Annotated in this window: 28 protein-coding genes and 2 pseudogenes; 28 read left to right on the forward strand and 2 right to left on the reverse strand. The window is 32.1% G+C overall.

Features of this window, described 5'->3' with window-relative positions:
- Positions 1-124: 124 nt before the first annotated feature.
- The 26 genes and pseudogenes from THEWI_RS03830 (at position 125) to THEWI_RS03950 (ending at position 24,046) form a co-directional block, all read left to right on the forward strand.
- Entirely contained in the window at positions 125-1,510 is a 1,386-nt protein-coding gene (locus THEWI_RS03830) for a UDP-glucose dehydrogenase family protein (RefSeq protein WP_014062510.1), read from the forward strand.
- On the forward strand, positions 1,507-1,866 hold the full coding sequence (locus THEWI_RS03835) for a GDP-mannose 4,6-dehydratase (RefSeq protein WP_014062511.1): 360 nt from the start codon (positions 1,507-1,509) through the stop codon (positions 1,864-1,866). The genes THEWI_RS03830 and THEWI_RS03835 overlap by 4 nt, the downstream gene beginning before the upstream one ends.
- A 182-nt stretch (positions 1,867-2,048) precedes the next feature.
- Entirely contained in the window at positions 2,049-2,669 is a 621-nt protein-coding gene (locus THEWI_RS03840; RefSeq protein ID WP_014062512.1) for a class I SAM-dependent methyltransferase, read from the forward strand.
- A 41-nt stretch (positions 2,670-2,710) separates the two neighbouring features.
- Positions 2,711-3,937: a glycosyltransferase gene (locus tag THEWI_RS03845; RefSeq protein ID WP_014062513.1), complete on the forward strand. Its 1,227-nt coding sequence runs from the start codon at positions 2,711-2,713 to the stop codon at positions 3,935-3,937.
- A 534-nt stretch (positions 3,938-4,471) separates the two neighbouring features.
- The gene (locus THEWI_RS13630; RefSeq protein WP_052877852.1) at positions 4,472-4,666 is read left to right on the forward strand and encodes a hypothetical protein; all 195 of its coding nucleotides are present in this window, start codon (positions 4,472-4,474) and stop codon (positions 4,664-4,666) included.
- Positions 4,667-5,401: 735 nt separating this feature from the next.
- Positions 5,402-6,430, forward strand: a complete 1,029-nt coding sequence (locus THEWI_RS03860; RefSeq protein ID WP_014062514.1) for an EpsG family protein — start codon at positions 5,402-5,404, stop codon at positions 6,428-6,430.
- A gap of 22 nt (positions 6,431-6,452) precedes the next feature.
- Positions 6,453-7,337, forward strand: coding sequence for a glycosyltransferase family 2 protein (locus tag THEWI_RS03865; protein WP_014062515.1), 885 nt, complete (start codon positions 6,453-6,455; stop codon positions 7,335-7,337).
- The gene (locus THEWI_RS03870; protein ID WP_014062516.1) at positions 7,324-8,166 is read left to right on the forward strand and encodes a glycosyltransferase family 2 protein; all 843 of its coding nucleotides are present in this window, start codon (positions 7,324-7,326) and stop codon (positions 8,164-8,166) included. Before THEWI_RS03865 ends, THEWI_RS03870 begins: the two co-directional genes overlap by 14 nt.
- Before the next feature lie 124 nt (positions 8,167-8,290).
- Positions 8,291-8,524, forward strand: coding sequence for a sugar phosphate nucleotidyltransferase (locus tag THEWI_RS15225; RefSeq protein ID WP_483027929.1), 234 nt, complete (start codon positions 8,291-8,293; stop codon positions 8,522-8,524).
- Positions 8,525-8,769: 245 nt separating this feature from the next.
- On the forward strand, positions 8,770-9,951 hold the full coding sequence (locus THEWI_RS03875) for an ISL3 family transposase (protein ID WP_014062517.1): 1,182 nt from the start codon (positions 8,770-8,772) through the stop codon (positions 9,949-9,951).
- Between the two features lie 265 nt (positions 9,952-10,216).
- Positions 10,217-11,500: an IS110 family RNA-guided transposase gene (locus tag THEWI_RS03880; RefSeq protein ID WP_014062518.1), complete on the forward strand. Its 1,284-nt coding sequence runs from the start codon at positions 10,217-10,219 to the stop codon at positions 11,498-11,500.
- Between the two features lie 411 nt (positions 11,501-11,911).
- Positions 11,912-12,169 carry a glycosyltransferase gene (locus THEWI_RS03885; protein WP_341853100.1) on the forward strand — a complete coding sequence of 86 codons (258 nt, stop codon included), beginning with the start codon at positions 11,912-11,914 and terminating at the stop codon, positions 12,167-12,169.
- Positions 12,170-12,343: 174 nt separating this feature from the next.
- Positions 12,344-12,823: a hypothetical protein gene (locus tag THEWI_RS15760; RefSeq protein WP_341853092.1), complete on the forward strand. Its 480-nt coding sequence runs from the start codon at positions 12,344-12,346 to the stop codon at positions 12,821-12,823.
- Complete coding sequence (locus THEWI_RS15765; protein ID WP_341853093.1) at positions 12,792-13,604, forward strand: sugar transferase; 813 nt, start codon at positions 12,792-12,794, stop codon at positions 13,602-13,604. The genes THEWI_RS15760 and THEWI_RS15765 overlap by 32 nt, the downstream gene beginning before the upstream one ends.
- A 13-nt stretch (positions 13,605-13,617) precedes the next feature.
- Positions 13,618-14,553, forward strand: coding sequence for an SDR family oxidoreductase (locus THEWI_RS03895; RefSeq protein WP_014062519.1), 936 nt, complete (start codon positions 13,618-13,620; stop codon positions 14,551-14,553).
- Positions 14,554-14,595: 42 nt separating this feature from the next.
- A complete protein-coding gene (rfbB, locus tag THEWI_RS03900; RefSeq protein WP_014062520.1) occupies positions 14,596-15,648 on the forward strand; it encodes a dTDP-glucose 4,6-dehydratase in 1,053 nt (350 codons plus the stop codon).
- Positions 15,649-15,661: 13 nt separating this feature from the next.
- Positions 15,662-16,579 (forward strand): glucose-1-phosphate thymidylyltransferase RfbA, encoded by a 918-nt coding sequence (rfbA, locus tag THEWI_RS03905; RefSeq protein WP_014062521.1) that lies wholly within the window; start codon positions 15,662-15,664, stop codon positions 16,577-16,579.
- Positions 16,580-16,598: 19 nt separating this feature from the next.
- Positions 16,599-17,495, forward strand: a complete 897-nt coding sequence (rfbD, locus tag THEWI_RS03910; RefSeq protein ID WP_014062522.1) for a dTDP-4-dehydrorhamnose reductase — start codon at positions 16,599-16,601, stop codon at positions 17,493-17,495.
- Position 17,496: 1 nt separating this feature from the next.
- Positions 17,497-18,054: a dTDP-4-dehydrorhamnose 3,5-epimerase gene (gene rfbC / locus THEWI_RS03915; protein WP_014062523.1), complete on the forward strand. Its 558-nt coding sequence runs from the start codon at positions 17,497-17,499 to the stop codon at positions 18,052-18,054.
- Between the two features lie 36 nt (positions 18,055-18,090).
- Entirely contained in the window at positions 18,091-19,164 is a 1,074-nt protein-coding gene (locus tag THEWI_RS03920) for a mannose-1-phosphate guanylyltransferase (RefSeq protein WP_014062524.1), read from the forward strand.
- A gap of 189 nt (positions 19,165-19,353) precedes the next feature.
- Positions 19,354-20,001, forward strand: coding sequence for a hypothetical protein (locus tag THEWI_RS03925; RefSeq protein ID WP_014062525.1), 648 nt, complete (start codon positions 19,354-19,356; stop codon positions 19,999-20,001).
- A 13-nt stretch (positions 20,002-20,014) separates the two neighbouring features.
- On the forward strand, positions 20,015-20,425 hold the full coding sequence (locus THEWI_RS03930) for a protein-export chaperone SecB (RefSeq protein ID WP_014062526.1): 411 nt from the start codon (positions 20,015-20,017) through the stop codon (positions 20,423-20,425).
- 11 nt (positions 20,426-20,436) lie between these two features.
- Positions 20,437-21,126 carry a hypothetical protein gene (locus THEWI_RS03935; RefSeq protein WP_014062527.1) on the forward strand — a complete coding sequence of 230 codons (690 nt, stop codon included), beginning with the start codon at positions 20,437-20,439 and terminating at the stop codon, positions 21,124-21,126.
- 53 nt (positions 21,127-21,179) lie between these two features.
- Positions 21,180-21,743: pseudogene (locus THEWI_RS03940) on the forward strand (DUF4351 domain-containing protein); the annotation flags it as partial.
- Positions 21,744-22,109: 366 nt separating this feature from the next.
- Positions 22,110-22,772, forward strand: coding sequence for an SdpI family protein (locus tag THEWI_RS03945; protein WP_014062528.1), 663 nt, complete (start codon positions 22,110-22,112; stop codon positions 22,770-22,772).
- A gap of 122 nt (positions 22,773-22,894) precedes the next feature.
- Positions 22,895-24,046, forward strand: coding sequence for a plasmid pRiA4b ORF-3 family protein (locus THEWI_RS03950; protein ID WP_014062529.1), 1,152 nt, complete (start codon positions 22,895-22,897; stop codon positions 24,044-24,046).
- Between the two features lie 634 nt (positions 24,047-24,680).
- On the opposite strand, the gene THEWI_RS03955 is transcribed toward THEWI_RS03950, so the two are convergent.
- Positions 24,681-24,992 (reverse strand): hypothetical protein, encoded by a 312-nt coding sequence (locus THEWI_RS03955; protein ID WP_014062530.1) that lies wholly within the window; start codon positions 24,990-24,992, stop codon positions 24,681-24,683.
- A 206-nt stretch (positions 24,993-25,198) separates the two neighbouring features.
- Positions 25,199-25,420 (reverse strand): transposase, encoded by a 222-nt coding sequence (locus THEWI_RS13845; RefSeq protein ID WP_083820891.1) that lies wholly within the window; start codon positions 25,418-25,420, stop codon positions 25,199-25,201.
- Between the two features lie 24 nt (positions 25,421-25,444).
- Between THEWI_RS13845 and THEWI_RS15425 the strand changes: the two are divergent.
- Both THEWI_RS15425 and THEWI_RS03960 read left to right on the forward strand, forming a co-directional pair.
- A pseudogene (locus THEWI_RS15425) lies at positions 25,445-25,750 on the forward strand (mannose-1-phosphate guanylyltransferase); the annotation flags it as partial.
- A 221-nt stretch (positions 25,751-25,971) separates the two neighbouring features.
- Positions 25,972-26,340, forward strand: a complete 369-nt coding sequence (locus THEWI_RS03960) for an AAA family ATPase (RefSeq protein WP_041589197.1) — start codon at positions 25,972-25,974, stop codon at positions 26,338-26,340.
- Positions 26,341-26,479: the final 139 nt, after the last annotated feature.

Below are 26,479 nucleotides of genomic sequence, written 5' to 3' on the forward strand. Positions count from 1 at the left end.
TTTTCTTTTATGAAAAGAAAAGTAATTATACGAAATCATAATTTCGTATAATTGGGATGGGCAGGGGGATTTTTTTATTTTTGTAGGAATAAATTTTAAAAATTTAATAAAGGAGCGAAAGAAATTGAGCACAAACAAGGGAATGAAAATAGTAATTGTTGGGACGGGTTACGTTGGTTTAACGACAGCGGTCATGCTTGCTTATATTGGACATAACGTTGTTGGGGTAGATATTGATGAAAAAAAGATAGAACTGCTCAAAAAAGGGAAAAGTCCAATACATGAGGCTGGTGTAGAAGAGCTATTAGCTAGTTTAAAAAATAATATTACTTTTACTACTGATTTAAAGCCTAATGTTGGCGAAGCAGATATTATTATGATTGCCGTTGGTACTCCAGCGAAAGTTAATGGAGAAGCAGATACACATTACGTAGAAGAAGTTGCTCGTACTGTTGCAGAAGGGCTAATAAATGGGCATACATATACTGTTGTTGTAAAGTCAACTGTGCCAATTGGTACTAATAGGCGTGTTGCTCATGTAATTAAAAAAACACTAGAAGAAAGAAATGTTAAATCTACTGTATATATTGCTTCAAATCCTGAATTCTTACGTGAAGGAATGGCGCTTTATGATAGCTTTTATCCAGATAGAATTGTTATTGGTTCAGAAGATCCAGAAGCTATTGAGATGCTCAGAAGAATGTATAGACCAATTTTAGAACAAACTTTTGACCCACCTCAAGCTATTCCTAGACGTGATGGGTACAGCCTTCCGCCCCTCATCACAACTGATCCTGTAAGTGCTGAAATGATAAAATATGCTGCCAACGCTTTTCTAGCGCTAAAGATAAGTTTTATAAATGAAATTGCTGGGCTTTGTGAAAAAGTAGGTGCTGATGTTACAGAAGTTGCTCGTGGTATCGGGTTAGATACACGCATTGGACTCCGTTTTTTAAATGCAGGTATAGGATGGGGAGGCAACTGTTTTCCAAAAGACACTGCTGCCCTAATTGCTGTAGGTAGAGAATACAACTATGAGATGCCTATTGTGGAAGCAGCACGGAGAGTCAATCAGATTCAGAGAGAGCGTACAGTTGAAAAATTACAGTCAGTGTTAAAAGGTGTACGAGGACGTACAATTGCAATTTTAGGTTTATCTTTTAAACCAGGTACTGATGATGTAAGAGAATCTCCGGCAATTGATATTATTAGGCTACTCATTGAAAGGGGAGCTTATATCCGTGCCCATGACCCTGTTGCCATAGAAAATGCGCGTAAAGCTTTCACTACTGAAGAACTTCAAAAAATAACATTTGTAAATGACCCTTATCTGGTAGCAGAAGGGGCAGATGCTGTACTTGTTGCTACGGAATGGCAGCTTTATCGTCAGCTTGATTTAAAACGCTTAGCCAGTGTGATGTGCACCCCTATATTACTTGATGGGAGAAATATTTACTTGCCTAAAGAAGCAAGAGAAGCAGGATTTACATACATGGGGGTGGGCAGATGAAACACGCTTTAGTTACAGGAGGAGCAGGGTTTATAGGAAGTTATTTGGTGGACAGGTTATTAAAAGAAGGATGGCAAGTCACTGTGGTTGACAATTTTGACCCATTTTATGACCCAGCTATTAAAAGAAAAAACATTTCTGCTCATTTTGATTCTAAGACATATCGGCTATTTGAAATAGATATACGAGATATGGAAGCACTTCAAGAAAAATTAACTGATGATTATGATGTAATAGTTCATTTAGCTGCAAAAGCAGGAGTTTGTCCTTCAATTAAAGATCCTATTGGATATTTAAGAAGTAAATGTGAAAGGAGCGCAAAATCTTCTAGAATTTGCACGGCAGAGAGGGATTAAACACTTTATCTTTGCCTCTTTAAAAAATTAATATTGGATTGCCCGGAATTTGGACTATTATTATGTACAACAGCAGGTATTTTATCATATATTGGTACAATTTGTGTAATGGATAAATTTTTAGGTTATGAGCTTCAACCACTCATAAAAGAGTATTTGTCAAAAGTTAGAGGTGTTTAGAAATGAAACCACAAGTTGATCCAGGTCATTATTTCAATAAGTCTTATGATACAAAAGAGCGTTTTATTAGTTATTGGCATCAAATTAATGAAATTATGGAATTAAATCCAAAGAAAGTACTTGAAATCGGGGTTGGGAATGGCTTTGTTTCCAAGTACCTCAAAGAGAGAGGAGTGAATGTGGTAACATTAGATATTGATGAAAGATTAAAGCCAGATGCAGTGGGAAGTGTTTTAGATATTCCATTTTCCGAAAGTTCCTTTGATGTAGTTGCGTGTTATGAAGTTTTAGAACACTTACCTTACGAAAATTTTAAGAAAGCCCTTTCTGAAATATTTCGAGTTTCCAAATCTTATGCAATTTTATCATTACCTGATGCGAGCAGAGTTTATCGTTTGTATGTTCATATTCCAAGAGTTGGAATAATAAAGAAATTGATTCCTTTGCCGCGATTACGACCGCCCGTTCACAAATTCGACGGAGAACATTATTGGGAAATAGGAAAGGCAGGTTATCCATTGAATAAAATAACGAAAGATATTGAAAGTGTAGGATTTAATATTGTAAAAACATATAGAGTGTTTGAGTATCCTTACCATAGATTCTTTGCATTGAAAAAATGAAATATATGTTATAGGATAAAAAATATAAGGTGGGCATATATATGAAAAAAATCGCGTACGCCATATGGCTTGAATGGCTGAATTCCCCAATTTTAAGGGGGCAAGTGATCGAAGTTTTAAAAAAGATGGGTAGAAGATGTCCAGATGATAAATTCTATCTGTTTGCGTTTCAACCACTCCATAGGGTCATATTACGCTATCGAGAATATTGTATTCTTAGTGAGGAGTTGAAAGATAATAATATAATTTTAATAACGATTCCCTCTTTAGTGCCGCCTAAATTTGACTGGTTCAATGCTAAATGGTATATGATTCCAATAATATTTTTGCAAAGTTTTCCAATTCTATTATTATTAACATTTATTAAAAAAATTGACATCCTACACTGCCGTTCATACCCTATAATGTTAGCCGCAATAACTATAAAAAAAATTAACAAAAACTTAAAAATCATTTTTGATCCTAGATCTCCTTTCCCTGAAGAGAATATAACTGCGGGTCGATGGACAGAGCAATCCTTTACATATAAAATGTGGAAGTACTTAGAAAAGCGATATTTAGAAGAATCGAATGTTACAATAGCAATTGCTAATACTTATGTTAAACATTTTAGAAAAATATCCTCTCAATCAAGTTTTGTAATTGTACCAAATAATGTGGATGTGGCAAAGTTTATACCAGATAACAGAATTCGTGCGAATTTTAGGTCAAAAATAGGGATAAGTGATGATGAAATAGTATTTACTTATTCTGGAAGTTTAGGTAATCATTGGAATAATCCGAAAGTTTACGCGGAATTTATAATTAAACTTAGAACACTTAATATAAAACATTGTTTTTTGTTCATAACGCCAGATATAAAAGAATTAAAGTATGTGTTTAACCAGTATGGGATTAAATCAGATGAATATTTTGCCATTTCTGCAGATTTACCTGATGTTCCCAAATATTTGGCAATGGCTGATTTAGGGTTAAATTTAATGGAAAAAGAGGATATTAGAGTTAGCATAAAAACAGTAGAATACTTGGCTATTGGATTACCAATTATTACTAATTCAAAAGTGCTTGGTGCAAAGGAGATTATAGAACAATATAATGTTGGATTGGTAATAGATGATCTTGAGAACATTGATTTAAGAAAAATAGAGAATATTGCGAGTAATAAAGATGAACTTTCATTGAGATGTAGGGAAGTAGCATGTAGGGTGTTTTCTACTGATAAAATTGCTAAACAATACCTAGAAATATATAATGAAATAATAAGGTGATATGCTATGAAAATTAGGAATCCAATAGTATCAACAATAATCCTAAATTTTGGATACGGCGTAAGTTCCGAAAAGATAAACCTACTCAAAAAGAGAGAATTCTATATTAAGGATATTAAAGGAGATGACATTAATTTAGAATAGACTTCATCCGACTAATACCCCTGACGAACTCAAAAATGTGATTTTGTCATTATTACAGTGCCCATGCCCCTCCCTGAGAATAAGACTCCGGATTTATATGTGAAAGACGCCGCTAGGACGGTTGGAAAATTTTGAAGATGGGCAGTTTGTTATCTTGGAAAGTACCACCTACCCCGGGACTACAGAAGAGGTTTTAATCTCCATCCTGGAAGAGGAAAGTAATTTGAAAGTCATCTGGGATTTTATGGTAGCTATTCTCCTGAGAGGGTAGATCCTGGGAATAAAAAATACAAAATTGAGAACACTCCAAAGGTTGTTTGTGGCTTAATTCCTGAGTTTACAGAGCCTGCATCATTATTATATGGCAGTATCATTGAAAAGGTTGTACCAGTGAAAGATTGCAGGGCTGCCAAAACTGTTAAAATGGTTGAAAATATCTTCAGGAATGTAAACATTGCCCTTGTTAACGAACGTGCACTAATCTTTGAGAAGATCGAGGGAGTATATAAGATAATCGCTGTTGATAATAATTCTGAAGTAGAAAGCAGAAACAAGTTGTTGAAATTGATATGGCATCATTTGTAGGTTTATTAGTAAAAAGAAAGGCCGTTGGGAATATAGGTTTTCCAAAGAAGGAGTTTTTTATTCACCATAATAATGTAGAATATTGTATACACCTTTGTACTATTGGGAAAATTCTACTCGTAGCTAAAAGTGTTGTAGTTTATAAAGAAGCTGCAAAAGGAGGAGTGAAAAAAGTTTTTTAGGTAGAAGAAGCAAGAGAATAGAATTTAATAAATTTTGGCTGTTATACTATAGCATGAGAAATCTTGTTTGGTTAGGAAAGCAGTATTCACACAATAAATTGCTGTTTTATATTCAAATGATAAAGAGGGTAGTTAGACCTATATTTGGAATCACTATATATGATGACCATTAAGTATAAGCATATAAAATTTGTCTTAAGTGCTTATTTTGATGGATTGAAAGGAAAATTTGATAATAAGAAGTCTAAAAGGATTTTATACGGAGAATAAGTTTTATTATGCCACATTTTCTGAATATGTTCCTACACCAGATGAGTATAAATTTGAAGGCAGAGAGGAAAACATACCTAAAATCTATAGAAAAAATAAAGGATTGCTTTGTAAAAAGATACAAAGACTTTGATTATTATTAGACAAGTTATAAAAAATGAATCGCAAAAGTTTGTAGAAGATTTGAAGAAAATTTTTGTGAGGGGAGAAAAATGAGCTATCCTAAAATCTACATCATTCTACTAAACTACGTAGGTAAATTAATCAAGGAATGGTGGGAAAAATGAATGTAACCTATCCAGAGCCTATTAATTCGAAGTCTTCTGCGATTAGAAAGTTTTTATCAGAATTTCTATTCTGGAGTACAGCATTAATTCTTATCTTAATTGCAGGTCTAAGACCAGTAGGATTAGATAGAGATTCTACTGCATACGCGACATTTATTCAATCAGTTACTGAAGTTAATTTTTTAGATAAAGAACCTGCTTTTTGGCTAATTAAATGGTTTAATGATGTTCTATTCCACGGCAACATTCACACATTCTTTTTGATTTTTGCTGCATTAGGTGTCTCTATTAAATTTTTAGCTATAAAAAGGTTATCAAAATTACCTTGGTTGAGTGTTATTGCTTATTTATCCATTTATTTTATTCTTCATGAAATGACTCAAATAAGAGTTGGTGTCGCAGCTGGAATTTTTCTATTATCAATTCCTGATATTTACAACAGAAATTTTAAAAGGTTCATTATAAAGGCTTTACTTGCTTCGTTGTTTCATTATAGTGCAATAATAATGGTTCCTTTATATTTCCTAAATCCCAGGAAAATAAGCATAATATATCTTCTATTGCCGATAACTGGTTTGCTTTTTGCGTATTTCAATTTATCAGAAATGCTTCTTACAAATTTTGTTGGTGTACTTCCAGAATTTTTAGCTTACAAAATACGCACATATTTATCATTATTGAAGTTAGGAGAACATTCGAAAATAAATATTTTAAATTTCTATTATTCTTCTTTATTAGTAGTTTTATATTTCGGCTTGTTTTGCTATGTAATGAATAAGATTAAATTTACCTACGACATACTTTTTATAAAAATATTAGGTATAATGTTATTTATGTTTTATTTCTTTTCTCCTTTACCTGTTTTTGCATTTAGAATTTCGGAATTTTTTGGTGTTATTTCAATAATTTTGTTACCAAACTTGGTGCTGTACTTTAAACAAAAGGAAATTCTTTTACTTTTGATAATCTCACATTTTGTTTATTATTTCTCCAAAACAATTAGATTATTAAATTTAAATATGTAAAAACATACTGGAGGTAAAATTAATGGTCAAAATATTTGGAGTGATAGTAACTTATAAACCAGATATGGCGGTTTTAGAAAAGTGCATCCATAGTCTAAAAAATCAATTGGCAAAAATCATTATAGTAGATAATACTCCCGGTAAGTGTGAAATGCTTGAAAATCTTAAAACATTCCCTAATATTGAAGTTATATACTTAGCTGATAACTATGGAATAGCTTATGCTCAAAATGTAGGAATAAAAAGAGCCTTAGAAGAAAAAGCAGATTACATATTACTTTCTGATCAGGATACAGTTTATCCACATGATTTTGTAGAAAAGATGCTGGAGTGTTTTAAAGATGAAAAAGTAGCTGCGGCTGGCCCACTTTATTTAGATAGAATTACTGGAAAAATTCAACCTTTTGTTAAAAAAGGCTTGTTTGGTTTTAAAAAAGTATATCCTAAATCAGGGAAGCACGAAGTCTTACAATTAATCGCTTCTGGAACTATAATAAAAGCTAAATGTTTAGATGATATTGGATTGTTTAATAATGATTTATTTATTGATTGGGTTGATTTTGAATGGTGCTGGCGAGCCATAATAAGAGGGTATAAGATAATTGGAAACGCTGATGTGATAATTAATCATAGATTAGGAGATAATGTTAAGAATATTGGATTTAAAATACTGACTCAAAGGAGCCCTCTACGACATTACTATATTACAAGAAATGCTGTTTACTTAGCTTTTAGATGTAATAGTTTGGGTGTTATTCTCAGAGTTACATTATTTTTGAAATCTTTCAGATATATATTAGGCTTTTCAATATTTATGAAACCACACACTAAAAACTTAAAATACACTCTCAAAGGCTTTTATCATGGAATAATTGGGAGGTTAGGTAAACTAAATGAAAAATCTTAATGTATCTATAGTACTATTCAAAAACAATCCAGATGCAGTTAAAAAAGCAATTAATAGCTGTCTGTTATCAAAATTAATTCATAATCTTTACCTAATAGACAATTCACCAACAGATGAATTAAGCGAATTGTCTAAGTTAGACCATAGAATTATCTATATTTTTAATAACACTAACATTGGCTTTGGAAAAGCTCACAATATAGCACTTAGGAAATCAATTGAAGAAGATATACCATATCATCTCGTTTTGAATCCAGATGTATATTTTGAAAAAGGAGTTTTAGAAGAACTTTACAATTTTATGGAAAATAACCCGGATGTAGGACTTATAATGCCAAAAGTTTTATATCCAGATGGTAAATTGCAGTATTTATGCAAGTTACTGCCGACACCAATAGATTTATTTGGAAGAAGATTTTTAAATTTTGGCCCATTTAGAAAATTCATAGAAAAGTGGAATGAAATCTATGAGTTAAGATTTACTGGCTATGATAAAATTGTGGAAGTTCCATATTTATCAGGATGCTGTATGTTCTTGAGAACAAACATATTAAAAAAGGTTGGTTTATTTGATGAAAGATTTTTTATGTATTTAGAAGATACGGATTTAACAAGACGCATTCATAAAGTTGCTAAGACTATTTACTTCCCTTACGTTCATATATATCACGAATATGGAAAAGGTTCATACAAAAATTTTAAGCTTCTTTATTATCACATTGATAGTGCTATAAAATACTTCAATAAATGGGGCTGGTTTTTTGATAAAGAAAGAGACATTATAAATAGACTTACGTTTCAAAAAATTAGGATACATGTTAAAAAGTAAAGTAGTTTAAAGTTAGAATTTTTAAAATGAGAATTTAAATGGTTGAACATCAATTGCTCTTTTTAATTTGGTACGTATAAGTTAATTGACTCAAGGGGGATGAATTCATGATAAAGGGATAATACTGGCAGAAGATTCGGGGACAAGATTGTACTTGTTAGCGATAATGACCAGCAAACAGTTATTGCTAGCATATGGCAAGCCGATGATTTACTGCCCATTATCTACACTTATGCTTGCTGGAATAAGAGATATCCTGATAATTACTTCATATGGTTTATCGAATTTCAAGAAACTTTCAGGTAGTGAAAGCCGGTTTAGGATTGGTTATATTTTTACAGAGAAAATATTTGAATGAGAAACTAGAGAGAGCTTTAAATGGAGGAGTTTTTGGTGTAATAATTAATTTTAAAGTAAAAAGCCTAATTTTATGAAAAATAAGACTCACGGTAATATGTCAATACCTTAAAATTGGAAAATAAAATTACGGTTCTATAATAAATGTTGGGGTGAATAAAAAGGATCTAAAAAACAGAGCACTTATTCTGAATGCCTGCTATAATAGAAGTGGAAAAACAATCTAAAAAGGAGGCATCAGAATAAGTGCAAGGTAATTATATCACAAAATTCTTAAAATCTGAAGAGGTAATTTGGGAAGGTGTCATAGAAAATGACAGTAGAATAGAGCTGCATATTAAGATGAAACAGAAGCCACATATTTGTCCAAGATGTGGGGAGGTAACATCTAAGATTCATGATTACAGAGTACAAAGGATAAAAGATGTACCGCTATTCGGGAAACCAACAGTGATAGTACTAAAAAAGAGGAGATACGTTTGCAGCCATTGTGGCAAGAAGTTCTATGAACATATAGACTTTTTGCCACGCTATCACAGAATGACCAACAGATTATCTTTTTACATACTACAACAACTAAAAAAACAGCAAAGCATGAAAGATATATCTGAAATTACAGGAGTATCAATTACGACTGTGATGAGACTTTTAGACAGAGTAGGAGTAGAACCCGATTATAAAACATTACCGGAAGTTATCAGTATAGACGAATTCAAAGGGAACTCCGGAGGCAGAAAATATCATTGCATTATTGTAGATCCAAAAGAAAGAAAAATATTAGATATTTTAAAAGACAGGAAAGAGGAAAATTTAAGTGAATATTTCAAAAGATTTAGAGACAGGGATAAAGTAAAGTGGGTTATTATAGACATGTGGAAGCCGTTTTCAGATACAGTAAAAAAATATTTCAAAAGAGCTAAAATAGCAATAGACAAATTTCATTTTACAAGATACATATATTGGGCAATAGAAAATGTAAGAAAAAGAATACAAAAAGAATTACCAGACAATAAAAGAAAATATTTTAAAAGAAGCCGTAAGCTACTTCTTGCAAAGTATGATAATTTAACACCAGAACAAAAAGAAGAATTGGAAGTAATGTTCTGGTGCAGTGACGACTTAAGGATAGCATATCTTCTAAAAGAAGAATTTAATGATAAAGTATTAAAATGCAAGAATTCAAAGGAAGCAAAAATAGAATTAAAAAGATGGATACAGTTAGCTAAAGAAAGCAAAATTGATGAATTCAAAAGATGTGTACAAGTATTTAACCGTTGGTTTGAAGAAATAGCAAATGCCTTTGACATACCTTACACTAATTCTGTGATAGAAGGTTATAACAATAAGATTAAGGTACTCAAAAGGATAGCATATGGTTACAGAAATTTTTATCGATTCAGAAAAAGGATATTGTATTGCAATGCTTGAATACTATTTTTAGTGGTGAATGATATTCAAGGATATTATATAGCTTTGATAAAAAGGCATAGATAAATACCTACCCATATTTCTAGTTATATCTCTTATCATAATCAATAATTTACAAATATTACTGTATCATGTAATAAAATTTATAGGTGGGCATTCAGAAAAAATACCCACCCCAACTATTGACAAAGAGCCTGAAAAAATAAAACCCTCCTGGTAAAAAAGAAAGTGAAAAGGGAAAACAATAACCAGGAGGGTGATACACATGAACAAAGTACAGAAACTACTTTTAGTCCACAGTTCCGATATAATTTTTGTCGGGATCGATGTAGCTAAAAAGACCCATTATGCAAGAATAATAAATCACATAGGACTTGAAGTAATAAAACCCTTCAAATTTAAAAATAGCATAGATGGATATGAACGTCTAGTATCCAAAATACTTGAAGCCAAAGAAAAATCGAAAGCGACAAAAATATTAATAGGTTTCGAACCAAGCGGTCATTATTGGAAGCCACTTGCATGGTTTTTAAAAGAAAAGGGATATACAGTAGTGATAGTAAACCCATATCATGTAAAACAAAGGAAAGAAGAGGAGGATAATAGTCCATCAAAAAACGATAGAAAGGACGCGTTAATAATTGCAAGACTAATAAAAGAAGGGAAATTTCTAAACTGTCTTTTACCTCAAAACACATATGCAGATTTAAGAAACCTTTCAGTTGCAAGGAAGCAGTTAATAAAGAAACTAAACAGTGTAAAGAATAAAATCATTGCAATATTAGACGAATACTTTCCTGAATTTGAAGAAGTATTCAAGAATTTGTGGGGGAAAGCAGCCTTATGGGTATTGAGGAACTGTCCATTTCCCAGCATGATACTTAAACTGAGCAAAGAAGAAATAGCAGGGAAGCTAAAGAAAGCCACTAGTAACAGGGTAGGCATGAAAAGGGCAGAAAAGCTCATTGAAGCAGCTAAAAGGTCAATAGGTGTAAAAGAAGGGATAAAAGGGGCACAAATACGTTTAAACATTTACCTTGACGAATTAGAATTTTTAAAAACACAATTAGAAGCCATAGAAAAAGCCATGGAAGAACTACTCAAAAAAATAGACATAGCAGAATATCTGTTAAGCATTCCAGGCATAGGAGTAATAACAGTAGCAGGATTTTTAGCAGAAGTAGGGGACATAGGGAACTATACACACTATAAACAGATCCAGAAACTTGGGGGATTAAACATAACGGATAACCAATCAGGGAAACACAGGGGGAAGGCCAAGATATCCAAGAGAGGGCGTCCTGAGTTGAGAAATCTTCTATACAAAGCAAGCCTGACATTAGTAGCCAAAAACAAAGAATTTAAAGCACTTTACAACTACTTTTTGAGAAGGCGAGAAAACCCTTTAGAGAAGAAACAAGCATTAATTGCGATTTCAATAAAACTCATAAGAGTTATGTTTACGCTTGCTAAGAAGAAAGAAAAATACGATTCACAAAAAGTACTTGGAGAATATCGTATGAAGCAAATAAAGGAATTAGTAGCCTAGGGAGCATGAAATCAATTTAGAGCAAATAAGGTTGGGGAAGCTGTAGTACCCCTATAAGGGCAAGACCCTGAATACGAGTAAGAAGCTCCCCAAAAGCCCTCAAAGGCAGGAGGAAGGAATGTAATTAAGGGCATGACCCTGAGAGACATGATAGGGTAGTCGAGGGCTAAGTAAAGAAACATAAAAATATGCTAATAAAAGGCAACTTTAAAAGTAGAGTTGCGTAAGGGAGGTGTTGTGTTGTTTTAAAAAGGCTTTATTTGAAAAAGGTAAAAAGAGCTCAAATTTAGTAAAAAAATGAGATTTTTCAAGCTTGATTGAGCTAAGTTACAAAATATTGAGATAGTGGGGGTTATTTTTGGTTTATAATTTTTAATATTAACATCTTTGTAGAAAGATCTTCCAAGGGCTATAATGGAAACAGTGGCAACAGGTAAACCTATTATTGCCACAAATGTAAGAGGGAATAGAGATTTAGTTAGAGATGGTATCAATGGATACTTGGTTCCTGTAAATGATATAGAAGCAATAGCTAAAGCAATTACAAAATTAGCCGAAAATAAAATATTGAGGACCAAAATAGGAGAAGAAGGTAAAAGAATTATACAAAATTATGCTATTGAAAAAGTTTTAAAAGAAATGGATGAGATATACAGTCTGTATTTATAATAATGAAATTTTCTAAGTAGCAATTGGGCATAAATTTTAATATGTCGTTATGCATAGCATTTTCATAAATTCTTTAAATTAAGTAAATTTATTGTCTTCATTGTAGACTTATTATTAATCCATGCAGGTTTTATACTTGCTTATATTATCAAATTTGGAATGAATCCACCAATTGTGAATCTTGAGCCTTATTATGAATTAATTCCTGTAATTACGTTATCTGCTATTATTGGTTTATATACTATTTCACGAAAAAGCTATGGGGATATAGTATTTTCATTAATTCTTTCTTTATTGCTATTGCAGGTTATAACAGTAGCCTCAACATTTTTTATAAGGCAGTTTGCATTTCCACGAAGTATATTTTTTATAGCTTTTGGAGTTCAGCTTGTATTGTTGTCCCTGTGGAGATATTTAGTACAAAATGTAAGAAAATATGTACATGGCGAGAAGAAAATAATGATTGTAGGTGAAAAAGAAGTAGCAGAAAAATTAGCAAAGAAATTAATTTCAAGTTCCAGAGGTTGGTTTGATATAAAGTACATAATAAGTCCTCAAAGATATGATGAGATTATCAACCACATTAACGAAGTAGACGCAATATACATATGCAGTGACGTTGATGAGAATCTTAAGACCCGTCTTTTTTATTAAGAAACATCTTTTTATTGTCCCAAATCTAAGAGATATTCTTTTAGTAAAATCGCAATTTGTGCAATTTGATGATGTCCTTGCTATAAGTGTGAATTACCCTTCCTTGACCAATGAAGATAAATTGATTAAAAGACTTTTTGATATTATCTTTTCACTAATTGGCATATTGGTTACTTTGCCGCTAATGATTATAATTGCTGTATTAATTAAGGCAACTTCACCCGGTCCAGTGATTTATAAGCAGTTAAGAGTAACAGAAAAAGGCAAGAAGTTTAATGTGTATAAGTTTAGGACGATGGTCAAAGATGCTGAAAAGATGACAGGACCTGTTTTAGCTACAGAGGACGATCCGAGGATTACAAAAGTAGGTAAGATATTAAGGGCAACTAGACTTGATGAACTACCTCAATTATTTAATGTTTTGAAAGGCGATATGAGCTTTGTAGGTCCCAGACCTGAAAGGCCATATTTTGTAGAACAATTTGAAAAGCAGTATCCTTCATACAAGTACAGGCATAATGTAAAGGCAGGGATAACAGGTCTTGCGCAGGTATTTGGAAAGTATACGACAGATGTAGATGACAAATTAAGATTGGACCTTATATATATCACAAATTATTCTTTGTGGCTTGATATTAAGATAATATTATTGACGTTAAAAACTATATTTATGAAAGAGGCTTCTTCTGGTGTAAGAAGGGAGATGGAATTAGAAGAGCTGTTGAAGTCTTTGAATTATAATGTCTACAGTGAATTAGGGATTACAAAAATAGACAAGTAAGGAGATATGTACGATGAAAGTTTTAGTCGCAGGTGGTGCAGGGTTTATAGGCTCGCATATAGGAGATTTGCTGATTGAAAATGGTTATGAAATTGTGATAGTGGATAATCTTTCAACAGGAAAAGAAAAATTTATAAATAAAAAAGCCATTTTTTATAAAAAAGACATCACAGATGATGACTTGTATGAAATATTTAGAAAAGAAAAACCTGATTATGTGATACATCAAGCAGCTCAAATAGATGTACAGAAATCAATTGATAATTCTGTATTTGATGCGAAAGTAAATGTACTAGGGACAGTAAATATACTGGAATGCTGCAGAAAAAGTGGTGTTAAGAAGATTATATATGCTTCATCGGCGGCAGTATATGGAAATCCTGAGTATCTTCCTATTGATGAAGGACATAAAATAAATCCCATATCCTCCTATGGCATATCAAAACACACTGCTGAACATTATTTTGAAGTATATAGTCAATTGTATGACTTAAAATATACGATTTTACGTTATGCAAATGTGTATGGGATAAGACAGGACCCAAAAGGAGAAGGCGGAGTAATATCTATTTTTACAGATAAAATGCTTAAAGGCGAAAGGCCTGTTATTTTTGGAGATGGAAACCAAACGAGAGATTTTGTTTATGTAAAAGATGTGGCTAAAGCTAATCTTCTGGCATTGGAGAGAGGAGATAATGAGGTTGTAAATGTAAGCACGAACAAGCCCACGAGTATAAATGAGCTTGTTGATATGATGAATAAAATCATGAATACCTCTTTAGAGCCTATTTATACAGAGCCACGAAAAGGAGATATAATGCATAGTTATCTTGATAATAAAAAGGCATTAGATGTGCTTGGATGGAAACCAGAGTATAGTTTGGAAGATGGATTAAGGGAAACAATTGAGTATTATAGAGGGAGATATGTAGGTTTGAAATTACTTTAATATAGTTACAAGATAATAATATAACAAAGAAAGGATGAAAATATGAAGACAATACTAGTTACAGGTGGAGCCGGATTTATAGGAAGTAATTTTATCAGGTATATGTTATCAAAATATAAAGATTACAAAATTATAAACCTTGATAAACTTACATATGCAGGAAATCTGGAGAATTTGAAAGATGTAGAAGATAATCCTAACTATACTTTTATCAAGGGAGATATATGTGATAAAGAGCTTGTAGAAGAGATATTTTCACAGGATATTGATTATGTAGTCAATTTTGCAGCAGAATCTCATGTAGACAGAAGCATTATGGACCCTGAAATATTTGTAAAAACCAATGTGTTGGGTACAGTAACTTTGCTTAATGCTGCGAAAAAAGCATGGGAAGAGGGAGATAGTTTTAAAGAGGGGAAAAAGTTTTTACAGGTATCGACAGATGAAGTTTATGGTTCTTTAGGTGAGACAGGCTATTTTACAGAGACTACACCACTTGACCCTCATAGCCCATATTCATCAAGTAAAGCAGCGGCTGATTTAATAGTCAAAGCTTACTATGATACATATAAAATGCCTGTAAATATAACAAGATGTTCAAATAATTATGGTCCATATCAATTTCCTGAAAAACTGATACCCTTAATGATAAATAATTGTTTAAATAAAAAACCTCTTCCTGTTTATGGAGATGGGCTTAATGTGAGAGACTGGCTTTATGTGGAAGACCATTGTAAAGCGATAGATTTGGTTCTTCATAAAGGAAGAATAGGAGAAATATACAATATTGGAGGTAATAATGAAAAGACAAATATAGAGATAGTGAAGTTAATTGTAGCATATATTCACGACAATGTAGATCCAACTGTAGATGAGAGCTTGATTACATATGTGGCAGATAGGAAGGGACATGATAGAAGATATGCTATTGATGCGACAAAAATTAAGGAAGAGTTGGGATGGTATCCTGAAACTAAATTTGAGGAGGGAATTAAAAAAACGATAGAATGGTATCTTAAAAACAGAGAATGGCTTAAAAATGTTACATCTGGAGAGTATCAAAAATATTACGAAAGAATGTATTCCAATAGATAGGGGGAAATGCAAAATGAAAGGTATAATTTTAGCGGGTGGGTCAGGCACGAGGCTTTATCCTATAACAAAAGCCATATCAAAGCAAATTTTACCTATTTATGATAAGCCAATGATATATTATCCTTTATCTGTTCTTATGCTTGCAGGAATTAGAGAAATACTGATTATTTCCACTCCTAGAGATATAAACACCTTTGAAGAGCTTTTAGGAGATGGAAGTCAGTTAGGATTGCACTTTGAATATGCTGTACAGGAGGCACCTCGTGGTATAGCTGAAGCCTTTATCATTGGAGAAGATTTTATTGGCAAAGACAACGTTGCTCTTATATTGGGCGATAACATTTTTTATGGCTATGGATTTACTGAAAGACTTGAAAGAGCTGCGAGCAGAAAAGAAGGAGCTACTATATTTGGCTATTATGTGAGCAATCCAAGTGATTATGGTGTTGTAGAATTTGATGAAAACTTTAATGTTATATCAATTGAAGAAAAACCAAAACATCCCAAGTCCAATTATGCTGTACCTGGGCTTTATTTTTATGATAATGAAGTGATTGAGATAGCTAAAAGTATTAAGCCCTCTGCAAGAGGAGAACTTGAGATTACCTCGGTTAATAATGAGTATCTAAAAAGAGGAAAACTCAAAGTTGAATTATTGGGCAGAGGGATGGCATGGTTTGACACAGGTACACCGAGTGGTCTTTTAAATGCTGCTAATTTTGTTGAAGCGATTCAAACGAGACAGGGACTGTATATTGCTTGCATTGAAGAAATTGCTTATAGGAAAGGCTTTATAGATAAGGAACAGCTATTAAAACTTGCTGAACCTTTGAAAAAAGTTGAATATGGGAAATATCTTTTGAAATTAATAAATGAAGAGGAAAATGATGCAATCAAAGAAGTAGCGGCTACAAGTGAGATCTTTTATTAAAAGGAGTTGATTTGGCAGAATGAGGCTACTTATTACAGGGGCTAGAGGGCAATTAGCTTTGCAACTTCGCTCAATTATAGAAAAAGGCAGAAGTGAGATTGGGGAAATAGACCCCATATATAAAGAGGCTGTAATAAAGTATACATCTCATGATGAACTGGATATTACTGATTTAACAAGTGTTTTAAGATTCGTGGATGAGTATAGACCAGATATTATAATAAATTGTGCAGCTTATACTAATGTAGATAAATGTGAAAGTGATATTGGCACTGCTTTCAAGGTAAATGCTATAGGACCAAGGAATCTGGCAATGGCAGCTCAGAGAGTTGGAGCGAAATTATTACATGTATCTACAGATTATGTTTTTAATGGTGTAGGAAATGTTCCTTTTAGGGAATATGATATTCCAGAGCCGATAAATGTATATGGAAAGACAAAGCTTCTTGGGGAACAGTATGTAAGAGAATTTTGTAATAGATATTTTATAGTAAGGACGGCATGGCTTTATGGGAAATACGGGAGAAATTTTGTATACACTATCCTGAAAGCAGCAAAAGAAAAAGGATATTTAGAAGTGGTGAATGATCAAAAAGGGAATCCAACAAATGCGGAAGATTTAGCACATCACATTTTAAAACTGGTGCTTACTGAAGAATATGGAATATATCATTGTACGGGAAATGGCGAGTGCAGTTGGTATGATTTTGCCTGTAAAATTGTAGAATATGCGGGAATAGATTGCACTGTAGTTCCTATCACTTCTGATAAGATAGATAGACCTGCCAAAAGGCCTTTTTATTCCTCTCTGGATAATATGATGTTAAGATGTACTATTGGGGATAAAATGAGAAACTGGAAAGATGCGTTAAAAGCTTTTATTGATGATTTGAAAAATACAGAACAGGAGGGCTGATATGGGAAAGTTTAAGTTCATAGAAACAGAGATAGAAGGATTGTACATAATAGAGACGGGAATTTTTGAAGATAATAGAGGTTATTTTATGGAATCGTACAATTGCAGAGATTTCAAAGCAGCAGGGATTGATGCAGTGTTTGTACAGGATAATCAATCGAAATCCAAAAAAGGTGTTTTAAGGGGATTGCATTTTCAGAAGAAACATCCGCAGGGCAAACTGGTGAGAGTTTTAAAGGGAGAAGTTTTTGATGTAGCAGTTGATTTAAGAAAAAACTCCAAAACTTATGGTAAATGGGTAGGGGTTATTTTGTCTGACAAAAACAAAAGGCAGTTTTATATTCCAGAGGGGTTTGCCCATGGTTTTTTAGTTTTGTCTGATGAAGCAGAGTTTTTTTATAAATGTACCGATTTTTATTATCCTGATGATGAGGGCGGGATAATATGGAATGACCCTGATATAAATATACAGTGGCCATTGGAGGGTATTGAAGAAATAATTTTATCTGAAAAGGATAAAAAGTGGCCAAGATTAAGAGATTTGGAGGAATGGACATAGAAGTGTATAAAAAATATTAGGTAAAGGATGATGCAAATGATAACAGGTGTTATTATGGCAGGAGGAAAAGGCGAAAGGTTTTGGCCCAAAAGCAGGATAAAAATGCCTAAGCAGTTTTTGAATCTTTACGGGGACAAAACTATGATTCAGCAAACAGTGGACAGGCTAAGGAGAATTATGCCTGTGGAAAATATTTTTGTTGTTACTAATATGGATTATGCAGGAATAATTAGTGAACAAATTCCTGATTTACCAACAGAAAATATATTAATAGAGCCTATGGCTAAAAATACTGCGGCTTGTATAGGCCTTGCAGCACTACATACAGAAAGGCTTGATAAAGAGTCTATAATGGTTGTTGTTCCTTCTGATCATGTCATAAAAGACGAAGAAACATATATTGAAATATTAAAAACAGCGATAGAAAAAGCAAAAGCAGGGGATAATCTTGTGACAATAGGTATAAAACCTACGCGTCCTGAAACAGGATATGGTTATATAAAATTTAGGAAGATGACGAAAGAGATAGTAAATGGGAATCCCGTACATAAGGTAGAGAAATTTGTAGAAAAACCTGGTTATGAGCTAGCAATAAAATATGTAGAGAGCGGAGATTATCTTTGGAATAGCGGCATGTTTATATGGAAGACATCCTCAATATTAAGAGCTATAGAAAAGTACATGCCTGAGTTACATAAAGCGTTGGAGAATATAAGGGAAAATCTTGATTCAGAGGATATAGAAAGGGTATTATACGAAGAATATTCAAAGCTTGAAAGTATATCAATAGATTACGGCGTAATGGAAAAGGCCAAAAATGTATACGTAGTGCCAGGAGATTTTGGGTGGGATGATGTGGGGAGCTGGACATCTATAGAGAGATTATACGAAAAAGATGAAAATGGGAATGTAATAAGAGGCAATGTAGTAAGTGTAGATACAAAGAAATGTATTATAACAGGTGGTGAAAAACTCATTGCAACCTTAGGTATAGAAGATGTAGTTATAGTTGATACAGAAGATGCACTTTTAATTTGCTCAAAAGATAAGGTACAGAATGTGAAGGAGATATTGAAGGAGTTGAAAGAGAAAAAGAGTGAGTATTTGTAATATTATTGTGACTCTTCTAAGGGTAACAGTTACAGAATGAGAATTTGAAAAAAATAAATTTAAAGAGACAATAAAAAGGCAAAAAAAATTATAAATACTTCCCTTTCATAAATTTTTAGGTATGTGAATACGATATATGGGAAATAATTATCATGGAGGTTATAGACATAGGAAGGGAAGTATGATAATATGTTAATAAAGAGACAAGTATGTTTTGTTATAAAAGAAGGTGAAAACATGTTTGATAAGGGGTTAACAGTTAATTTTATTTTTGGGTTTATTAGTGATTTTAAGGGATATGAATCTCTCGATCATATTGGTATTGATGCAGGTAATAAAAAATATATTAGTGGAGAAAGTTTAAAATCAATGATTCGTGGATTTTATATTGAATATGGACAACAAGGTCTTGTTGATGATATTAAAGAGTTTTTTGATTGGCTACTGAATAATTTGAAAAATGATAGGCAAACAATAAAGGAAAACAATTATGAATGTTTGTATGAGGGATATGACAGAGTAGAAAAATTATTGAAAGATAAGTGTGATTATATAGTTAACTATGATTATTTAAATTTGCTAAATTATGATTCATTACAAAGATTAAGGAAAATACTTTTTAGTTATAAAGAGGAATACTCACTTTTCCAAAATTATCAAAAAGATATTGTTTTTTACAACGACTTGTTAACTTGGTATGAAGATATACCTGAAGATTTAATTAAGTTTATTAAAAATTTGTATACTAAGCAATTTGAGGATTATTTAAACGCTTATATAATAAAGGATGCATTGGAAATACAGCGATACAGTGATGAGTATAATTTTGCTGCGTAAAAGGGGTGTTTTGATGGAAGATAAATATAAAGAATTTATAAAAAATGTAGAATTACTCAGTATATATTTATCTGAGTTGAATTGTAAACGTTCCAATGACAATACTAAATTCCAAAAAGGTATAAATATAAATTTTAATTATTCTTTTGAAGTGGAGGAAATAAAAGAAAAAGGCTTTAATAGTAAAGCAATTTTTAAGATAATTGGTATCACAGAAAATGTAAATGTATTAGAAATATATGCTGAATTTAGAGTTCTATATGGGTTAAAGGCTGCGTTAGAAATTGATAAAGAATTAATAGAGAAATTCGTTAAAGTTAATTTGCCTTTGAATATTTGGCCTTATGCTCGTGAATTGATTTCTTCTATGACAATAAGGATGGGATTGCCGCCGCTTATTTTGAATACATATAAGATAGTTTAGGTGAAGTTATTATGGGATATAAGATCCAGAGGAGAAAGATAAATTACCAAGCTGGTCATATAATTAAAAAGCTTGGTGATTTTTTATTAAAAAATAAGGAATTTTTCGATTTATTTATAAAGATTATAATCGATGAGAAAAAGAGTTTAATGGAAACAAATGTAAAAATTTTAGTCGATAGATTTGTAATTGCAAAGGTTATAAAAGAGGAAGAGGCTGATATTTTTTTAAAATTATACTTTGATTTTCAGCATTATGAAGAGAAAGGGAATTTGCTGGAATACATAGCTCAGAAATTAGGACCTTTTGGTTTAGAAGGGAGAAACTGTGACTATTCGTGCAGGAGTAATTTCATTTATGATGAAAAACAGATAGGAAATGCTGATTTTGACTTGATATTTTTTAATAGAGAATCTGCGGAGTATTATAAGGATTGCATTTATATAAAGGAAGATGAGGGTGAATTTATTGAATGTAAAACGGATGTTAGGACTTTTATAAGTGAAGAATTATCTCATACAAGTCAAAAAAAGTTAAATTTTATTAAAAGTGTATATCAATCTCTTAAAGCAAATCCGAAATGTTTGTTTTTTATTGCTACGTTTAGAAAAAATGTTGCTATTTACGAAGATATTTTAAAGAAAAATAATTATGAATTTATATCAATAATTAGTGGGAAGGAGCTATTAAACAAAGTTTAGTGAGAGAATTACTTGTGTTATTGTTCTGATATTTTTTGTAAAAATAAAATAAGTTTAAATATATCTTGATAGATGTAAATAGGTATACGAAAGAGGAGTTATTGAGGCTGGAGAATTTAGTAGCGTCTGTATTTTTATTAGAACAGAAGGCAGAATTCGAAGAAATGATGACAAGACTTAGAGAATTGTCAAACACGTTAAAGAAATTGGATGAAGATGAGATTTTGTTATTTAAAGCATGGTTTAAAAAGATATTAATGGCAAGGATGCCAGAAGAAGAGAGAAAAAATATAGAAAGAATAATAGATGAAAATGAGGAGGTGGAAGAGATGATATCAAATCTTGAGAAGACTATATTGCAAGAGATGAAAGAACGAGAAAAGATAGGTATGAAGAAAGGTATGAAAAAAGTTATGGAGAAGGGTATGGAGAAAGGTATGGAGAAGGGTATAGGGGTGACTGTTCTTAAATTGTTAGAGAAAAAGTTTGGAAGTGTTCCTGAAGAATATGTGAAGAAAATAGAGGGAGCAGGTAAGGAAACGTTGCTTAAGATTGTCGATAAAATATTTGAAATAGATAAAATAGAAGATTTGGAGAGGTTTCTGACCAACTCATAACAGACTATACGGTAGAAAAGAACATAAAAAACGATGTAGAGCTTTTAAAAGAAAGACTACCTATTGTCAAACAAAATACCGATTTTAGAATTTGTTTTTATATCCCTGTATCTTTGGGGTTGTCTCTGTCCTATTCAAGCAAACTAAAATTATTTCTGTACCGATTAAACTCTGGTTCGGGTATTACTGTACCGTCTTTTTTTACTTTACAAAAGTTTATTGCGTACCGCCCCGCATTTTTCCCCGTTCTATTTCTATAAGCAAGTTGAACAAGCTCTTCAGACGGAACTACCCAGTAAGTATCAATATGTTCAGAGTAGAAAATGAAAAAGTAGTTTGGTCGGGGATTGAGGAGAGTGTTTTTGTATGGTTAAAGATTACAATGTCAAATATGAAATAAAAAAGGATTGGTGGCTAATTGGCATTATCATATTAATATGGATTTTTACATTTGCCATTTTTGGACGTTTACCGGCTAAAATTCCAATGCATTGGAATATTTATGGTCAAGTAGATAGGTTTGGTTCAAAAATTGAGATATTTATTTTGCCTGTCATTATTACAGTAATATACCTTATAATGCTGTTTATACCGCTTATTGACCCTAAAAGGGCTAATTACGGCAAATTTGCTGGAGCGTATAGGATAATAAGAGCGGCTGTGGTAATTATTTTCATGGCAGTATATTTTGCTTCTACGTATTCTGCATTAGGATATAAAATTGATATGAATATGGTAGGCAATCTTGTTATTCCTTTCATGTTGATTGGTTTTGGGAGTGTTATGGGTAAGTTTTATCATAATTATTTTGTAGGTATAAGGGTGCCTTGGACACTGGCAGATGAGGAAGTATGGGATAAGACTCATAAGTTTGGCGGAAAAGTTTGGATTACTGCGGGTATCATTGGACTATTCGTTTTCTTTTTCAAAGGTACATGGGTGACTGTTTTCATGTTTGTGCTGCTAATTACTGCTGTTATGGTACCGATTGTATATTCTTATATAATTTTTAAAAACAAAGGAAAGTAGAGGATGGATGAGATTAACAGTAAAGTTTTTTATGATATGGTTTATAAGTGTAGTGGGACACAGGGCCTTGTCTTAAGAAGTTGAGATAAATAAAATTTTTATGTAGATAGGTGTGATAGGCTGTGTTAATACAATGTACAAAGAAGTTGTTGGATGTGATAGAGAGAAAACCCGTTTCATATGAAGAAGAAAATTTGTTATTTTGTTGGCATGCGAATTTGATTACCTTAAATCGAAGGAAAACGATAGTCCTTGTAAATGACAAAAACAGGTATGTGGTTGTTTTATATGGACTTAAAGCAAAGGACTTTAAAAGGCTTGATGAGGCTATTTTAAATGCTATTCGCCTGACGTTATTGGATGAATGTATTGATGAAGAAATTGTGGAAGAGTATGTAAGACAATCGGGAGAAATTTTATATGGTAAAACAAAAAATAGTAGTTATGTAGGGAAAATGAATGCGGCTTGTAATGTGGCGTACTTATATGAAGATTTGCTTTTGGATAATACAGTTTATCAAACTTTTGTAAGCAAAGTGGCAAGCCGTTATTGGGTAGGCAAACAGGAAGAAGGATATATATCTCCAAGTAAAGAAATGTTTAAAGATTTAGAGGCTTTTGCAGGTAGACCCATTTTTAAATGCAAGGCAGTAGAGTTAAAAGTAACACTTGAGATGGAAAATCATAATATTTGGCGCAGGCTTGTTGTTCCCATAAATAGTACATTTACACAGCTTCACATGGTACTTCAGGCTGCTTTTGGCTGGCTAGATTATCATCTTCACGAATTTTTCATTTACGGGGATGAACTACAGGATGTATCGCTTATTAACCATTCTTCTTATATTAAAGCTAGGTATAAGCCAATTGTAAATTTGGTAAGCAACGAAGAAGCATTTGATTACCCAAACGATACTGGTATAGAAATGAGATTTGAAAAGGGAATAAAGTTATCAGAATATATTCCGAAGTATAAAAGGTTATTATATGTTTACGACTTTGGAGACAATTGGAAACATTATATTGAAGTTGAGAAGGTCATAGATGATTATGATAAAAATTATGCTATTTGCATTGATGGAGAAGGGAATGCCCCGCCAGAAGATGTAGGAGGGGAATTTGGTTATGATAAATTTTTGGAGATAATTCCTGATAAAAATAATCCAGAATATGAGGGTACGCTGGTTTGGGGCGAATATCAAGGATATAAGGATTTTAATATTAGCGAAGTAAACAAAAATATTAAATTTGTGTATGATTCTTTTTTACTATGAAAGGTTTAATGTTATTACTAACTCTATGATAGTAATGAACTATTAAAGCTCTATAGAAAAAGTGTGCCAGAAAAGAATCACTTCAATAGTTGAATACATCTTCCTTGTTTAGTTTTTAGATCTTATTGCAAATGTTGCTTATGCGTGGAGGCGTTAAAAGGAGAAAATATATCTGAGGAGGAGTATAAAAACCAAAATTATACAATAAGCGAAATAAGACAGGATAAGAAAGATAAGAATGTGTGGTTTTTTTATTATTCTTAAAGCTTAAAAAATTAGTAAAGATGTTAGGTGAAGCTAAGTTATTAATATTATCCGCAGGGCTTTGCTGCGTTACACATTTTCATTTTTGTCAATATATGTCGAAATATTTTTAATGTTTGTGTTGGTTTTTGAGTAATAAATGTTAAAATGGAAATGAGATACCTTAAAAAGATATTGAAGCAGAATTTACTCTAGGTATTTTTTGGATGTAAGAGCTTTGCCACTTTGGTAAATAATTATAAAAAGAGGTCAACGCAAAAAACACTGTTAAAAATTTATGGACCCAAATAGCTTATATCCGGTATACGCTTCTTTTTTATAGGGGCTGTAGCATTTTTAATAGCCAATATATTATAACAATTATTTTTAATTAATTTTTGTTGTATTGGGAATACTGTTTAGGAATTACCGGAGAAGAGGGGGAACCTGCTAATTCATGGTGTGGAGAGTGCACAACAGTTATACTATTCATTATTATCTCTATCTCTTCCTCATTATCTTTTATCTTTTTTCTACATTCAACCCTTGGGACTACTACTGTTACTTCATGTGGAATATTGATATTTGTCTTTCTCTCTACACTTATATTAAGACCATAAAGGCTCAGTGTTATTTTATCACTGCCCTCATTTTTATTTTTCCAAATACCTTTTATGATGTTTGCTAATTTACCAAAACACATTATAGATATCCCCCTATATACATATTATGCATCAATATATAATATGTGCTTCACATATGGGTCAAGTCCAAATCTTTGTGTAAAAATACCTCTGGATAAAAGTAGGTAAATGCACTACGCTGACAGGCCCGGACTTCTTCTTTAGCCATTATGACTATAGTGTTCACTATAAAAAGAAAGCTTTTTTCTTCAACAGACCTTGAATTCTACGCTGTAACAATAGAGTTAAGGTTTTTACAGAACTCGGAAATTGTAAATTTTGAAAACTCTGTACTGCAAAGCTCATAAGTGATTTCTTCAATTTTGCGTGTAGATACGCCGTTAACCACCATTTCTATTAATGTGAGTAAAAAGCCTGCTCGCTTTTCTGGTAACGGCATGGCAGTAGTGAGCTTGCCATTGCAAAGACTTGGAATTTTTAATGTAATGTGGAAAAATTAAAACCATAATGGAAAAAGCAAAAAAGTGTATATGTTGTTCCAGGAGATTTTCGTTGGGACGATGTAGTAAGTTGGACATCTATAAAGAGGCTTTATGAAAAAGATGATAATGGCAACGTCATAAAAGGCAATGTAGTAAGTGTAGATACAAAGAAATGCATAATAACCGGTAACGAAAGGCTTATTGCGATATTGGGTATAGAAGATGTAATTATAGTTGACACCGAAAATGCACTTCTAATTTGCTCAAAAGATAAGGCACAGAATGTGAAAGAGATATTGAAAGAATTGAAAGAGAAAAAGAGTGAGTATTTGTAAGGTTTTAAAGGTATTTTAGCAAACAGGATTATTCTTGTTTTTATTTTTGTCAAAATGTGTCGAAATATTTTTAATGTTTGTGTTGGTTTTTGGGAAATAAAATGGTAGAATATAGATGGATAAAAAACAAGATATATGGTTAGATAAGGAAGTAAATTATGTGTAAAAAACTTGGGAAATTAAAAAGACTGTTTTATTAACAACGGTAGGAGGGGATGAAAATGTTAAAAAGAATAAAAATCAATAATTTTAGATGTTTGCAAAATAATTTAGAAATAATATTCGAGGAAGATCTAACTGTAATAGTAGGAGAAAATGATTCTGGTAAAACTTCATTAGTTGATGCTATTAAAGTAGCGTTGCAGCAAAAGGAAGTTGAACCAGAGGATTTTAGCTATGGAACTGATGAAATTGAAATAGAACTGGAAATAGATGATTTTAAATATATTATAAAACATACATTAGAAGAAAATAACCAAATAAGTTCAGAAAGGTTTTTGTCTTTTTCTAAAGATAGACTTAACGAATATAAAGGAAAGATTGAAAAAGAATTTTTAGATGATAATTATTTTGAAGAATTAAAAAAATAGCTGATTTATTAGGTGTAGCATATAGATCTAATACACGTTTTGATACGCTCAAAAATAATTTAGTTAACAAAATAGATGAATATTTATCAAATGCGGATAATCCAATTTTAGTAAATACTAGGAGTAATCCGGATTCAAA

The sequence above is a fragment of the Thermoanaerobacter wiegelii Rt8.B1 genome (assembly GCF_000147695.2).
GTDB lineage: Bacteria > Bacillota > Thermoanaerobacteria > Thermoanaerobacterales > Thermoanaerobacteraceae > Thermoanaerobacter > Thermoanaerobacter ethanolicus.